Annotated in this window: 14 protein-coding genes; 7 read left to right on the plus strand and 7 right to left on the minus strand. The window is 69.3% G+C overall.

Going from position 1 to position 13034, the window contains the following annotated elements; all coding sequences use genetic code 11:
- Nucleotides 1-2 precede the first annotated feature (2 nt).
- Nucleotides 3-476: a GNAT family N-acetyltransferase gene (locus tag C8K38_RS07065; protein WP_097210580.1), complete on the minus strand. Its 474-nt coding sequence runs from the start codon at nucleotides 474-476 to the stop codon at nucleotides 3-5.
- 22 nt (nucleotides 477-498) lie between these two features.
- Nucleotides 499-1086, minus strand: coding sequence for an acid phosphatase (locus C8K38_RS07070; protein ID WP_097210581.1), 588 nt, complete (start codon nucleotides 1084-1086; stop codon nucleotides 499-501).
- 71 nt (nucleotides 1087-1157) lie between these two features.
- On the opposite strand from C8K38_RS07070, the gene C8K38_RS07075 reads away from it, so the two are divergent.
- Nucleotides 1158-1952: a ParA family protein gene (locus C8K38_RS07075; protein WP_077041046.1), complete on the plus strand. Its 795-nt coding sequence runs from the start codon at nucleotides 1158-1160 to the stop codon at nucleotides 1950-1952.
- Between the two features lie 4 nt (nucleotides 1953-1956).
- On the opposite strand, the gene C8K38_RS07080 is transcribed toward C8K38_RS07075, so the two are convergent.
- Nucleotides 1957-3171: an Rv3212 family protein gene (locus C8K38_RS07080; protein WP_097210582.1), complete on the minus strand. Its 1215-nt coding sequence runs from the start codon at nucleotides 3169-3171 to the stop codon at nucleotides 1957-1959.
- 9 nt (nucleotides 3172-3180) lie between these two features.
- Nucleotides 3181-4788, minus strand: a complete 1608-nt coding sequence (locus tag C8K38_RS07085) for a DEAD/DEAH box helicase (protein ID WP_097210583.1) — start codon at nucleotides 4786-4788, stop codon at nucleotides 3181-3183.
- Between the two features lie 318 nt (nucleotides 4789-5106).
- Between C8K38_RS07085 and C8K38_RS07090 the strand changes: the two genes are divergently transcribed.
- Together C8K38_RS07090 and C8K38_RS07095 are read left to right on the plus strand one after the other, a co-directional pair.
- Nucleotides 5107-5787: a ferritin-like fold-containing protein gene (locus C8K38_RS07090; protein WP_097210584.1), complete on the plus strand. Its 681-nt coding sequence runs from the start codon at nucleotides 5107-5109 to the stop codon at nucleotides 5785-5787.
- Between the two features lie 112 nt (nucleotides 5788-5899).
- Nucleotides 5900-6130 (plus strand): DUF3107 domain-containing protein, encoded by a 231-nt coding sequence (locus C8K38_RS07095; RefSeq protein WP_077041048.1) that lies wholly within the window; start codon nucleotides 5900-5902, stop codon nucleotides 6128-6130.
- 82 nt (nucleotides 6131-6212) lie between these two features.
- On the opposite strand, the gene C8K38_RS07100 is transcribed toward C8K38_RS07095, so the two are convergent.
- The gene (locus tag C8K38_RS07100) at nucleotides 6213-6857 is read right to left on the minus strand and encodes a TetR/AcrR family transcriptional regulator (RefSeq protein ID WP_027500149.1); all 645 of its coding nucleotides are present in this window, start codon (nucleotides 6855-6857) and stop codon (nucleotides 6213-6215) included.
- A 253-nt stretch (nucleotides 6858-7110) separates the two neighbouring features.
- Here C8K38_RS07100 and C8K38_RS07105 point away from each other — a divergent pair, with 253 nt between their 5' ends.
- Nucleotides 7111-8229, plus strand: a complete 1119-nt coding sequence (locus tag C8K38_RS07105; protein WP_097210585.1) for a DUF3152 domain-containing protein — start codon at nucleotides 7111-7113, stop codon at nucleotides 8227-8229.
- A gap of 4 nt (nucleotides 8230-8233) precedes the next feature.
- Here C8K38_RS07105 and C8K38_RS07110 read toward each other — a convergent pair whose 3' ends face one another.
- Nucleotides 8234-8680: an acyl-CoA thioesterase gene (locus C8K38_RS07110; RefSeq protein ID WP_097210586.1), complete on the minus strand. Its 447-nt coding sequence runs from the start codon at nucleotides 8678-8680 to the stop codon at nucleotides 8234-8236.
- Between the two features lie 125 nt (nucleotides 8681-8805).
- Between C8K38_RS07110 and moeZ the strand changes: the two genes are divergently transcribed.
- Both moeZ and C8K38_RS07120 read left to right on the plus strand, forming a co-directional pair.
- Nucleotides 8806-9990 (plus strand): adenylyltransferase/sulfurtransferase MoeZ, encoded by a 1185-nt coding sequence (moeZ, locus tag C8K38_RS07115; protein WP_077043574.1) that lies wholly within the window; start codon nucleotides 8806-8808, stop codon nucleotides 9988-9990.
- Nucleotides 9991-10046: 56 nt separating this feature from the next.
- Nucleotides 10047-10895: a TIGR02569 family protein gene (locus tag C8K38_RS07120; RefSeq protein WP_097210587.1), complete on the plus strand. Its 849-nt coding sequence runs from the start codon at nucleotides 10047-10049 to the stop codon at nucleotides 10893-10895.
- A 4-nt stretch (nucleotides 10896-10899) separates the two neighbouring features.
- Here C8K38_RS07120 and C8K38_RS07125 read toward each other — a convergent pair whose 3' ends face one another.
- Complete coding sequence (locus C8K38_RS07125; RefSeq protein WP_097210588.1) at nucleotides 10900-11577, minus strand: FadR/GntR family transcriptional regulator; 678 nt, start codon at nucleotides 11575-11577, stop codon at nucleotides 10900-10902.
- A 173-nt stretch (nucleotides 11578-11750) separates the two neighbouring features.
- On the opposite strand from C8K38_RS07125, the gene C8K38_RS07130 reads away from it, so the two are divergent.
- Nucleotides 11751-12923 carry an MFS transporter gene (locus tag C8K38_RS07130; protein ID WP_257017131.1) on the plus strand — a complete coding sequence of 391 codons (1173 nt, stop codon included), beginning with the start codon at nucleotides 11751-11753 and terminating at the stop codon, nucleotides 12921-12923.
- The last annotated feature ends 111 nt before the right edge of the window (nucleotides 12924-13034 follow it).

The following is a 13034-nucleotide window of genomic DNA, read 5'->3' on the forward strand; positions in this document are numbered from 1 at the left end:
CGCTACGCCTGCTCGGCGAGGCTGCCGAGGGCGTCGCCGGACAGGCGGTAGGTGGTCCACTCGTCCTGGGCGGTCGCACCGAGCGACTCGTAGAACGCGATCGACGGCGCGTTCCAATTCAGCACCGACCAGCTGAGCCTGCTGTAGTCGTTGTCGGCGCATTCCTTGGCCAGTGCGGCCAGCAGGGCTTTCCCGTGGCCGGCGCCGCGCCGCTCGGGCAGGACGAAGAGGTCCTCCAGGTAGATCCCGTGGACGCCGTCCCAGGTGGAGAAGTTGCGGAACCACAGCGCCAATCCGATGACGTCTCCCTCCTCCTCGGCCACGTGGCAGAAGGCGGACGGGTTCTCGCCGAACAGGGCGGTGGTGATCTGCTCGACGGTCACGGTGCACTCGTGCCTGGCCTTCTCGTACTCGGCCAGGTCGTAGATCAGGCCGGTGATGGCAGCGGCGTCGTCGGGGGTGGCCCGCCGGATCATGATTGCTCTCTCTCGAATCGCGTCAACAGGTGACGTTGTGTGAATTGATCTGCTGAACACCGTGATCGAAGCCGAGCACGGAGATCGCCGCCGGGTCCATCGCGAACCGCCTGCCCTCGGTGACCGGGAGCTCGGCCCACCGGGCCAACAGGGCGCGGGAGAAGTGTGCATGCCCGACGAGGATCACGTCGCGTTCCTCGAGCTGTGACAGCGCCGTCGACAGCACCATATCGGCGCGGGCCGCCACGGACTCGGCGCTCTCCCCGCCCGGGCACGGGTGCGACCAGACGGTCCAGCCCGGCACGCTCTCGCGGATCTCGAGGGTGGTCAGGCCCTCGTACCGGCCGTAGTCCCACTCCGCCAGCGCGTCCCAGGCGGTGGCCCTTTCGAGTCCGGCCAGCTCCGCGGTCCTGGTGGCCCGGCTGCGCGGGCTGGTCAGGACCAGCGGGTCCCGCAGCCCCAGCCGGGCGATCCGGTGCCCGGCCTCCCGTGCCTGCTCCTCTCCCGCCGCGGTGAGCGGGATGTCGGTGCTGCCGGTGTGCCTGCCGTTCAGTGCCCACTCCGTTGCGCCGTGTCTGACCAGGGCGATGCGGGGGCGTGCGGTGCTCATGCCGCCATGATGCCAGGACGATCTGAGCCCGACCGCTCGCCACATCCGACGAAGTGCGCAAAGATCACCCCGTGACAACTGTGCTCGCTGTGGCGAATCAAAAGGGTGGGGTCGCCAAGACCACGACGGTTGCCTCGCTTGGGGCCGCGCTCGCGGGTCTCGGGCGCAAGGTGCTCGTGGTGGATCTGGACCCTCAGGGCTGCCTGACGTTCTCGTTGGGACACAACCCGGATCGGGTCGAATCGTCGGTGCACGAGGTGCTGACCGGTGAGGCGGCGTTGCGCGAGGTGATCCTCGACACCGAGGAGGGCATCTCGCTGGTGCCAGCGACCATCGACCTCGCGGGCGCTGAGGCGATGCTGCTGATGCGGCCTGGCCGGGAGTTCGCGCTCAAGCGCGCGCTGGCGACGTTGGACAACGACTACGACATCGTGCTGATCGACTGCCCGCCGTCGCTGGGCGTCCTGACCCTCAACGGGCTGACCGCGGCCGACTCGGTGCTGGTGCCGTTGCAGTGCGAGACGCTGGCGCACCGCGGCGTCGGACAGTTGCTCCGCACCGTCGGCGAGGTGCAGCAGATCACCAACCCCGACCTGCGCCTGCTCGGCGCGCTGCCGACGCTCTACGACGCCCGCACGACGCACAGTCGTGACGTGATCTCCGACGTGGCCGATCGCTACGAGATGCCCGTACTGGCGCCGCCGATCCCGCGCACGGTGCGGTTCGCAGAGGCCTCGGCCTCGGGGGCGACGGTGCTCGCGGGCAGGCGCAACAAGGGCGCCCTCGCCTACCGGGAGCTGGCCGAGCAACTGGTTGCGCACTGGGACACCGGCGCGGACCTGGTGACCTTCAGCCCCACGGCCTGACTCGTCAGCGCAGGGCGACGAGGTCGTCCCCGCGCTGCTCGAGCAGCACCGTGCCCACCACCGCGCTGGTGATCGGTGACTGCTCGCCCGCGCGGTCCACGGCGATCCGACGCACCTCGGCTCCGGTCGACAGGTCGTGCACGGCGATGGCACCGTCGACGGGGACCAGCATCTGGCCCGCCATCAGCGCGCCGGGGCCGATGGCCCCCTCGATGGTCCACCGGGGCACGAAATCGGTTGCGCCAAGGGCGATCACCCGTGAACCCGTCCACCACGAGTACACCGAACCGACCTTGACCACCTTCGAATCGGCGGAGACATCGGCCGGTACCGGGTGCATGGCGATGGGCGTGCCGGAGCCGTCGAAGACGCCGACCCTGGCCCCCGTCGAGGGTCCGGCGGGCAGGTAGACGGCGGTGCGGTCACCCGCGACGGCGAGGACCTTCGCACCGGTGACGCCGGGGTCGAGATCGGCGAGCACGCTCGAGCCGTACTCGTCGGGTTCGGTGTTGTCCTTGGGAGCGGGGTTCAACACACTGAGCCGGTCGGCGGGCTCGTCCTGGCAGCGCTCGAGTACCGCGAGCCGCGTGCTGCTCGACGCCGACGAGACCAGCTCGCAGCCCGAGCGTGGCTGGGTGTTCGGGTTCACCGGCGCGTCGACGCGGCCGAATTCCAGGGTGCGCACCAGATCCGAACGCCACAGCTCCATCCGGTCCATCCCGCGCGAGGTCACGTAGGTGCCGTCCTCGGACAGGACCACGGCGTCGTCGGCATCGCTGCTGCGCTGGGCCACCCGGGCGCCGTCCGCGCCTGCGAGTTCGGTGACGGCGCCGCAGCCGCGACCGTCGTGGTACACCGAGACGACGGAGTTCCACGCCCCGATCACCCCGCACAGCGGCAGGTCCCGGGTGTAGTTCCAGAGCTGCGTGCCCGTGTCACGGTCGCGACCGATGACCGCACCGCCCTCCGCGGTCACCACGGCGCCACCCGCGACGACCGGACGCCCGGTCGATGCGCTGTCGGCGCGCCAGATCTCGGTGACGTTCTCCGGGATGGACAGCGCCGTATCTGCCGGTGTGGCAGGGGTTTCCGCGGTGATCGAGGTGGTGCCCCTGGCGTCGCTGCGCAGCCAGATCACACCGGCGGCGAGCAAAACGACGACCGCGATCGCGGCAGCGGCGATGAGGTCGGCGCGCGTGCGCCGCTCCGGTGCGACCACGGCGGCGGGCTACTCCGAGGCCACGGCCACGGAGGGTGCGGCTGCCGCTGCCGCCGGCTTACGCCGACGCCTGCGACGGCGCGCGGGCGCGGTGCCGTCGCCCGAGGGTGCGGTGGTGTCCGTTGCCGGGGCGTCGGAAACCGCTGCGGTGGTGTTGGTTTCGGTGGTGCTGCGACCGCCGCGGGTGCGCTTGCGGGGGGACCGCGTGCGCGCCGGGCGCTCGGACTTCTCGCTCCGCTCGGTGCCGGTGGTGTCGGCGGAGTCGCCGCCGGTCTCCGTCGCGCGCTCGGGCCTGGCCCGCTTGATCGTGCCCTTGGCGTCGGTCGGGATGTTCAGCTCGGCGTACAGGTGCTCGGAGCTGGAATAGGTCTCGGCGGGGTCAGGGATCCCGAGTCCGAGTGCCTTGTCGATCAGCTGCCAGCGGGGGATGTCGTCCCAGTCGACCAGCGTGACCGCGATGCCGGTGCGGCCCGCGCGACCGGTGCGGCCGATGCGGTGCACGTAGGTCTTCTCGTCCTCGGGGCACTGGTAGTTGATGACGTGGGTGACGTCGTCGATGTCGATGCCGCGGGCCGCGACGTCGGTGGCGACCAGCACATCGATCTTGCCGGTGCGGAAGGCCTTGAGGCCCTTCTCTCGCGCCACCTGGCCGAGGTCGCCGTGCACTGCGCCGACGGAGAACCCGCGCTCGGCGAGATCGTCGGCCACCTTCTGCGCGGTCCGCTTGGTGCGCGTGAAGATCATGGTGGCGCCGCGACCCTCGGCCTGCAGCACGCGGGCAACCATCTCGGCCTTGTCCAGCGCGTGTGCCCGGTAGATGTGCTGGCTGGTGCGGTCGTGCACCGCCGACGATTCCGGCTCCTCGGCGCGGATGTGCGTCGGCTGGGTCAGGAAGGTGCGCGCGAGGGTGATGATCGGTCCCGGCATGGTGGCCGAGAACAGCATCGTCTGGCGCTTGTCGGGGACCATGCCGAGGATCCGCTCGATGTCCGGCAGGAAGCCGAGGTCGAGCATCTCGTCGGCCTCGTCCAGCACGAGCACTCCGACCTTGCCGAGGATGAGGTGGCCCTGCTTGGCAAGGTCGAGCAGCCGGCCCGGGGTGCCGACGACGACGTCGACGCCCTTCTGCAGCGCGGCGATCTGGGTCTCGTACGGGCGTCCGCCGTAGATCGAGAGCACCTCGAGCTTGCGGTTGCCTGCCTTGAGGAACTTGCTCGCGTTCACCAGGTCCTCGGTGACCTGGATGCACAGCTCGCGGGTCGGCACGATGATCAGCGCGCGGGGGGTGCCGTCCAGCGTCGCGGTGCCGGTGTCGCCGGTTGCGATGCGGTGCAGCAGCGGGACGCCGAATCCGAAGGTCTTGCCCATGCCGGTGCGGGCCTGGCCGATGAGGTCGTCGCCCGCCAGCGCGAGCGGCAGGGTCAGCTCCTGGATGGCGAAGGTGCGGTCGATGCCGATTTCCGCGAGGGCCCGGACGATCTCGTCCCGGACGCCGAGTTCGGCGAAGGTCGGGGCGGTGTGGGTCTCGTCGAGCTGGGCGGAGAGAGTGGTTTCGGTCGCGTCGTCTTCATGGTCGATCGTGATCTTGCTCAGGGGTCTGGCCTTCCTCGTTGGCACGCGCGCACGAGGTGGGGCCAGGCCGATTGTCGGCCGATGTCGGTGCCCTCGTCCGTGAGTCGCGCTTCCTGCTGCCTGAGCGCGGAAATCTGGGGATCTCGACGCGGCGCGGGAAGGGACTTCAAGATCAGGTGCGCGCACATTATCTGCGGGTCGCCGCGTGGTTGTGTCGGCCCGTTTGCTCGGGCTACGGGCGGCTGCCCGCGTCCATGGTAGCTTGCGCGACCGCCTCTGCCGGTATTTGCATGGCCAATCTCACCGTCTCCGCCCTGGCGCGGCCCCGGTCGAGGAGCGCCGCGCGACGTCTAGGCTGTGCGCATGGGAGCCAATTCGTCGGATTCTTTGACGCCAGCCATCGCCGCCGATCATCCGGGAGTGGGCGAACTGTTCGCCGTTCTCGCGTACGGCGAGATCTCGGCTTTTTATCGCCTCGCGGAGGACGCGCAGATGTCGCCGACCCTGCAGGGGAAGGTCGCGCTGGCGAGCATGGCGGCCGCGGAGATGAGCCACTTCGAGACCCTCCAGTCCGCGTTGACCGCACGCGGGCACGACGTGTACTCCGCGATGAAGCCGTTCGTGGCGGCGCTGGACGACTATCACGCCTCCACGCACCCCTCGACCTGGTTGGAATCGCTGGTCAAGGCGTACGTGGGCGACGGCATCGCCGCGGACTTCTACCTGGAGATCGCGGACTCCCTCGACCCGTCGGTCGCAGGCGTCGTGCGCGAGGTGCTCGCCGAGACCGGGCACTCGGAGTTCGTGGTGCACGAGGTCAGTGCGGCGGTCCGCTCGAGCACGCAGGACAAGGATCGGCTGATGCTGTGGGGACGTCGGCTGCTGGGGGAGGCGATCACCCAGGCGCAGTACGTGATGGCTCAGCGCCAGGATCTGACCGAGCTGGTGATCACCGCGAGCGGCGACCTCAGCGGCATCGCCGCCATGTTCGACCGGATGCAGGAACGGCACTCCGAGCGGATGACGGTGCTCGGACTCGTGTGAGGCCGGTCCGCTGCTGTTCGCTCTCAGCACACGCACAGCGCGGGCGCGGCGGCGAGCGGCTGCACTAGCCTTGGGCTTCGGTAGTGATGGCACGAGATTTCGGAGGTTGGCCGTGGAGGTCAAGATCGGTGTTTCTGACAGCCCGCGCGAGCTCATCGTGAACAGCGAACAGACATCCGAAGAGGTCGAGGCCCTGGTCGCGGGCGCACTCGGCGGCGAGGGCGGCGTGCTGGCGCTCGTCGACGACAAGGGACGCAAGTTCCTGATCCAGGCCAGCAAGGTCGCGTACGTGGAGATCGGACCGTCGGACAGCCGCAAGGTCGGGTTCGCCGCGACCAGCTGATCTGACGAAGCGGACGAAGAAACGGGGCGCGGTCATCCGCGCCCCGTTCTCGTATGTGCCTGTGTGGTTCGTGTCGCGCGGTTCAGTGCTGCAGCGGCACGTGTGACAGTCCGCCCCAGGCGAGCACGACGGTGGTGTCGACGGCCTCCTCCTTGGGGATCGGCCGGTTGGCCTGCAGCCAGTAGCGCGCGGTGAACTGGCTGGTGCCGACGAGCCCGACCGCGAGGATGCGGGCGCGATAGGGATCGAGTCCCGAGTCGTGGCTGACCAGGTCGAAGACGGCGTCAACGCAGGCCTCGGTGGCCTGGTCGACCCGCGCAAGGACCTGCGGGTCACCCATCACGTCGGACTCGAACACCAACCGGTAGCCCTGGCTGTCGTTGTCGACGAAATCGAAGAAGGCCTGCACGGCAGCGCGGACGCGCTGCCTGTTGTCGGTGGTCGACCGAAGGGCCTGCCGCACGCCCGAGATCAGGCTGTCCACGTAGCTCTGCAGCACCGCGAGGTAGAGGTCGAGCTTGCCGGGGAAGTGCTGGTACAGCACGGGCTTGCTGACACCCGCGCACTCGGCGATCTCGTCCATGCCCGCAGCGTGATAGCCCCTGGTGACAAAGACCTCGCTCGCGGCCTGGAGCAGCTGCAACCGCCGCGCGTCGCGGGGAAGGCGGGTGCTGCGTTTGGTGGTCTGGCCGGCTGGTGCTGCGGCCCGATCCGCGAGTTCTGTCATCGTGCTCCCAATCTGCTGCCTATCCACCATCACTGACCCGTGCGGTGCCGTGAGGGTGCTCACTGCACTGAGTGCACAAAGTCATCGAACGATACCCGGACGATCGCCGGGCCACCCTCACAATGGCGCATGCTGTGTAAGTGAGTATTCCAGGTGATGCGGTCGGTGTCGGCATGTCGCCGTCGGGTGCCCGGTCGGGGCGACGTTCGGCGCGCCGAATCGCCGTGGCGCCGGTCTGTGAGATTCTGGCTCCGTGACAGATCGAGGTGGACCGCGGTTGCGGGGCGACGCTCCGCGTCGCTCCGGCGACAGTGACTACCCCGACGACCGCTACTCGGCCACGCGCGCAGGCGACGACTACCGAGACGATCGATACCCCGACGACGAGCGTTACGGGCGCCGTGAGACCGGCTCCCATCAGCCGCTTCGAGCGCAATGGGATCCCACCAGTCGCGAGCCGGGACGACCCCGCGCCCCGAGACCGGAACGTCAGGCCCGTAAGCAGAGCAAGCTCGGCAAGTTCGTCTCCGTGTACGGATGGCGGGCGTACGCGATCCCGATCCTGCTGGTGGTCACCGTGCTGGTCGCCGTCGACGCGATCCGCGGCGGCGGCAGCTCCCCCGAATCGGAGACCGGCGACGGCCCGGGTCTCGGCGCACTCAGCACGGCCACCGACGGCACCGACGTGATCGGCGTACCGCCGCAGGCCGACGGCAACTTCGCCGTGACGATCCCGTCCGGCGCCCTCCCGGACGGCGGACCGTTCACAGCTCAGGGCGCGGGCACGTGGCACGTGATCCCAGGTGGCACCGGGCAGGCGGGGCAGGGCACCGAGCAGGTCTTCACGTACACCGTCGAGGTCGAGGACGGCGTCGACACGTCCGGTTTCGGCGGCGACGAGGCGTTCGGCCGGATGGTGGACCAGACCCTGGCCAACCCGAAGAGCTGGACCAAGGACCAGCGGTTCGCGGTCCGCCGGATCGACAGCGGCGAACCCTCGTTCAGGGTGTCGCTGACGTCTCAGATGACCGTTCGCCAGGCCTGCGGATACGACATCGAACTCGAGGTCTCCTGCTACAACCCGTCGATCAACCGGGTGGTCCTCAACGAACCGCGCTGGGTCCGCGGCGCGATTTCCTTCCAGGGCGACATCGGCTCATACCGGCAGTACCAGATCAACCACGAGGTCGGTCACGCCATCGGCTATCAGGACCATCAGCCCTGCGAGTCGGACGGGGGACTGGCACCGGTGATGATGCAGCAGACCTTCGGCACCTCGAACAACGACATCGCCAAGCTCGACCCGGAGGGTGTGGTGCCGATGGACGGCAAGACCTGCCGGTTCAACCCCTGGCCGCACCCGCGCGGCTAGTCGACTAGCCCCGCACCCAGGTCGCGAGGAGCGCGCGTTCGTCCGCGGTCAGGCGGCGCAGCCGCTGGGTGTGCGGATCGCCGAGGGCCAGCTGGGTGACGGCCTCGACGGCCGGCCGGGAATCCGCCTGCGCCGTTGCCGCGCGCACCTCGTAGCGCACGGTCACGTCGACGGTGCGCAATCGCTCGATCCACATCGTGACCGACAGCGGGCTGTCCGCGTGGGTGAGCGGGGAGCGGTACCGCACGTCGATGTGTGCCACCACCGAGGTCCCGAGCAACTCGGACGCCTCCGGGCCGACGCTGCGCAGCCAGTCGATCCGGGCCTCTTCGAGCAGGGTCACCATCCTGGCGTGGTTGACGTGCTGGAAGACGTCCATGTCCGACCACCGCACCGGCACCTCGGCGCGGTAGGAGACCGGATCGGTGGTCGGGGTCGGGGCGGTGCTCATCGGGACTCCTCGCGAACATCGTGCGTACCAGGGCGACCGACCGTAACCGACCGGGGGAAGAATGGACTCGTGCGGAGCGTTGTAGCTGCGTGAGCGCGTAGACCGTAGGAGCCGTCGTGTCTGACCTGAAGTCCAAGAACTCATTGCCGCCGCTGGTCGAACCCGCGGCCGAGCTGAGTCGCGCCGAGGTGGCGCGCTACAGCAGGCACCTGATCATCCCCGACGTCGGCATGGTGGGGCAGAAGCGGATCAAGAACGCCCGGGTGCTGGTGATCGGCGCGGGTGGGCTCGGGTCGCCTGCGCTGCTCTACCTGGCCGCAGCGGGCGTCGGCACCATCGGCATCGTCGAGTTCGACGAGGTCGACGAGTCCAACCTGCAGCGCCAGGTCATCCATGGGCAGGCCGACGTCGGCAGGCCCAAGGCCGAGAGCGCTCGTGACTCCATCCTCGAGATCAACTCCAACGTCGAGGTGCGGCTGCACCAGTTCCGGCTCGAGCCCGACAACGCGGTGGAGCTGTTCGCGCAGTACGACCTGATCCTCGACGGCACCGACAACTTCGCCACCCGTTACCTGGTCAACGATGCCGCGGTGCTCGCGGGCAAGCCGTACGTCTGGGGCTCGATCTACCGGTTCGAGGGGCAGGCGTCGGTCTTCTGGGAGGACGCCCCGGACGGACGCGGGCTGAACTACCGGGACCTGTACCCGGAGGCGCCGCCGCCGGGGATGGTGCCGTCGTGCGCCGAGGGTGGCGTGCTCGGCGTGCTCTGCGCCTCGATCGGGTCGATCATGGCCACCGAGGCGATCAAGCTCATCACCGGAATCGGGGAGTCGCTGCTCGGCAGGCTCATGGTGTACGACGCCCTCGAGATGAGCTATCGCACCATCAAGCTGCGCCGTGACCCGGCCCGGGAGCCGATCACCGAGCTCATCGACTACGACGCGTTCTGCGGCGTGGTGTCCGATGAGGGTGTGGCCGCGGCCGCGGACTCGACGATCACGGCGCCCGAACTGGCCGCGATGTTGGCCGCGGGCAAGGAGATCGAGATCGTCGACGTCCGCGAACCGGTGGAGTGGGACATCGTCCACCTGCCGGGGGCGACGCTCATCCCCAAGGACCGCATCCTCTCCGGTGAGGCGCTCGCGGAGCTGCCCCAGGACCGGCCGATCGTGCTGCACTGCAAGACCGGCATCAGGTCTGCCGAGGCACTGGCCGCACTGAAGAAGGCGGGCTTCGCCGATGCGACCCATCTGCAGGGCGGCGTGATCGCCTGGGCGAACCAGGTGGACAAGTCCCTGCCGGTGTACTGAGGCAGACCCGGCGCGTCAGGGACGGCGACAGGCCTGACGGCGGTAGCGTTGTTGACGTGAGCTCTGTCGAACCTCCCGAGCACGTGCGCTCCACCTTCGGTCTGCGCGAGACGGTTCCGATTCCGCTCGGAGCCGACTGGGACGGCGGTTGGCGTTGCGGTGATGTCGTCCTCTCGCCGGTCGCCGACCACGCCCGCGCCGCATGGTCGGCGAAGGTGCGCGAGACGCTGACCGCGGACGGGGTGCGGATCGCGAGGCCGGTCCGGGCAACAGACGGACGCTACGTCGTATCGGGATGGCGGGCAGACACATTCATCGGCGGTTCGCCGGAGCCGCGGCACGACGAGGTGGTCTCGCTGTCGATGCGGCTGCACGCGGCGACCGCGCCCCTCGAGCGGCCTCGGTTCCTGGTGCAGCCCCCGGTGGCGCCGTGGGCGGACGTCGACGTGTTCGTCGCGGCCGATCGGGCCGCGTGGGAGCAGGTTCCCCTACGGGCGGTCAAGGGCCAGTTCGAGGCGGTCACGGACGACGGCCGAACCAGTGTGGAGCTGATCGGGCAGCTCGCGACCCTGCGCAAGCCGGTGCGCAGCCCCGATCAGCTGGTGCACGGCGACCTCTTCGGCACCGTCCTGTTCTCCGGCTCGGAGGCACCCGGCATCACCGACATCACCCCGTACTGGCGGCCCGTGGCCTGGGCGGCCGGGGTCGTCGTGGTGGACGCGCTGTCCTGGGGCGGAGCCGACGCGGAGCTGATCGCCCGGTGGGAAGATCTGCCGGAATGGCCGCAGATGCTGTTGCGCGCCCTGATGTTCCGTCTGGCGGTGCATGCGCTGCATCCGCGCTCGACGGCGGAGGCGCTGCCTGGCCTGGTCCGCACCGCGGACCTGATCCGGTTGATGCTCTAGCGACTCAGGTGCGGTGGGCGAGGAGTTCGGTGAGGAACCGGCGCGCCGCGGTCGCCGCGCGCTCGCTGTCGCCGTCGATGACGGCCTGCACGAGCTGGTCGTGCTCGGGTTCGTAGGAGTTCTCGGCCGCGACGGGGTGGCGGAGGATGGTCTGCTCGATGGCGGGCAGTAACGAGTCGTAGAACTCGAGGTACACCTCGTTGTGGCTGGCCGCGACGATCGCGCGATGCAGGGCGAGATCGGCGGCGACGGCGGCCGTCGTGTCGGCCGCGCCCTCGACGGGCGACCAGAGCAGGTTCCGGCGCGCGAGCAGATCGCGCAGGGTTGCGATGTCGGTGTCGTCGCGGCGCCGCGCGGCGAGGGCGGCCGCGGTGACGTCCAGGGCCTGACGCAACTCGAGGATGTCCCGCTCGTGCGCGGCCGCGAAGTACTTGCCGAGCGTCCCGCCGAGGTCGCTGGTGGTGATCACGTAGGTGCCCGAACCCTGGCGTCGTTCGAGCATGCCCGCGTGCACGAGCGCCTGGACCGCTTCGCGGACCGTGTTGCGCCCGGTCCCCGTCAGCTCGGCGAGTTCCGGCTCGGTCGGAATCCGAGAGCCGGTCGGCCAGCGGCCGGCCACGATCTCCGCGCGCAGCTGGTCGGTGACCTGCGCGATGAGGCTTGTTCGTCGTACGGGTTGCACGCGGTCCCTCTCTGGTAAGACGTCTGCGCATCATACTCAGTTGCATCGGATCATCCATTCATCCTATGATTTTGCGATCATTTGTTGAGGGAACGAGGTGTGCGGTGTCCGTGCAAGCAACCGAACGGCATCGGCACCCGATCGACCGCCGCGCACTGGTCACCGGCCGGCTGATGGTGCTGGTCGCGATCGTGCTCTCCGCGCTCACGCTCCGCACCGCCGTCACCTCCCTGACCCCGCTGCTCGACGAGATCAGCAGGGACGTCGGGTTCGGGTCCACCATCGTCGGTGTCTTCGGGATGCTGCCCACGGCGATGTTCGCCGTCTTCGGGCTGCTCACGCCCCGGCTGGCCCTGACGTTCGGCCTGGAGCGGGTGGCGCTCGGGGCGATGCTGATGACCGGCATCGGGATCGCGACCCGCTCGATGGTGTCCGACACCGCGGCCCTGCTCGCGCTCTCCGCGTTGGCCCTCGGTGGCATGGGGATCGGCAACGTGGTGATCCCGCCGCTGGTCAAGCGCTATTTCTCCGACCGCGTCGCGATGATGAGCACGATCTACATCACCTGTGTGCAGGTCGGCACCTTCCTTCCCGCGCTCGTCGCGGTGCCGGTCGCGGACGCCTACGGGTGGCGCGTCTCGCTCGGGCTGTGGTCCTTGCTGGCCTTCGCTGCGGCCCTGCCCTGGGTCGGCATCGTGATCAGCAGGCGCGGCCGAGACCGTGTCGACACCTCCGCGGAACCGCACACGGAGCACGGCGAGCGCGGTCGTGCGTGGCGCTCGCCCGTGGCCTGGGGGATGGCCGGGATGTTCGGTATGACCTCGCTGATCACGTACTCGATGTTCACCTGGGTGCCGAAGATCCTGACCGAGGCCGGCGCGAGCGCGGCATTCGGCGGTGCCATGGTCGCGCTGTTCTCCGCGGTCGGATTCATCGCGGCGATCGGGGCGCCAACGCTGTGCGCGCGGATTGCCAACCCGTACCCCGTCGTGGTCGCCTGTGCCGTGTTCTACCTGGCCGGATTCGCCGGTCTGCTGTTCGCGCCCATGGCGGCCCCGGTGCTGTGGATCCTGCTGGTCGGCCTCGGCCCGAGCACGTTCCCCATGTCGTTGACGCTGATCAACCTGCGTACCCGCACCGCGGCCGGCTCGGCCGCGCTCTCCGGCTTCACCCAGGGGCTCGGGTATGCGGTGGCCTGCATCGGCCCGCTGCTGTTCGGCATCCTGCACGACCTGACCGGCGGCTGGACCTGGCCGTTCGCCCTGTTGCTCGGCGCGGTCGCGGTGATCCTGGTCGCGGGCTACGTGGCGTGCAAACCGAGGTTCCTCGAGGACAGCTGGTTGTGACACCTGTCACATCTTGACCCTGCTGTGAGCGGTCGTCACACGCCGTAACACGGCGTTTACCTGCGGAAACGTCCTCACCAACCGGCCTCCGCGTTCGTGAGCGCAAGTTCA

The organism is Rhodococcus sp. OK611 (assembly GCF_003050885.1).
In the GTDB taxonomy this organism is placed as follows: domain Bacteria; phylum Actinomycetota; class Actinomycetes; order Mycobacteriales; family Mycobacteriaceae; genus Rhodococcus_G; species Rhodococcus_G oryzae.

Coding starts and splice junctions, on each gene's coding strand:
- C8K38_RS07065 (WP_097210580.1), bottom strand. CDS start 476: ATGATCCGGCGGGCCACCCCCGACGACGCCGCTGCCATCACCGGCCTG.
- C8K38_RS07070 (WP_097210581.1), bottom strand. CDS start 1,086: ATGAGCACCGCACGCCCCCGCATCGCCCTGGTCAGACACGGCGCAACG.
- C8K38_RS07090 (WP_097210584.1), top strand. CDS start 5,107: ATGGGAGCCAATTCGTCGGATTCTTTGACGCCAGCCATCGCCGCCGAT.
- C8K38_RS07100 (WP_027500149.1), bottom strand. CDS start 6,857: ATGACAGAACTCGCGGATCGGGCCGCAGCACCAGCCGGCCAGACCACC.
- C8K38_RS07110 (WP_097210586.1), bottom strand. CDS start 8,680: ATGAGCACCGCCCCGACCCCGACCACCGATCCGGTCTCCTACCGCGCC.
- C8K38_RS07130 (WP_257017131.1), top strand. CDS start 11,751: ATGGTGCTGGTCGCGATCGTGCTCTCCGCGCTCACGCTCCGCACCGCC.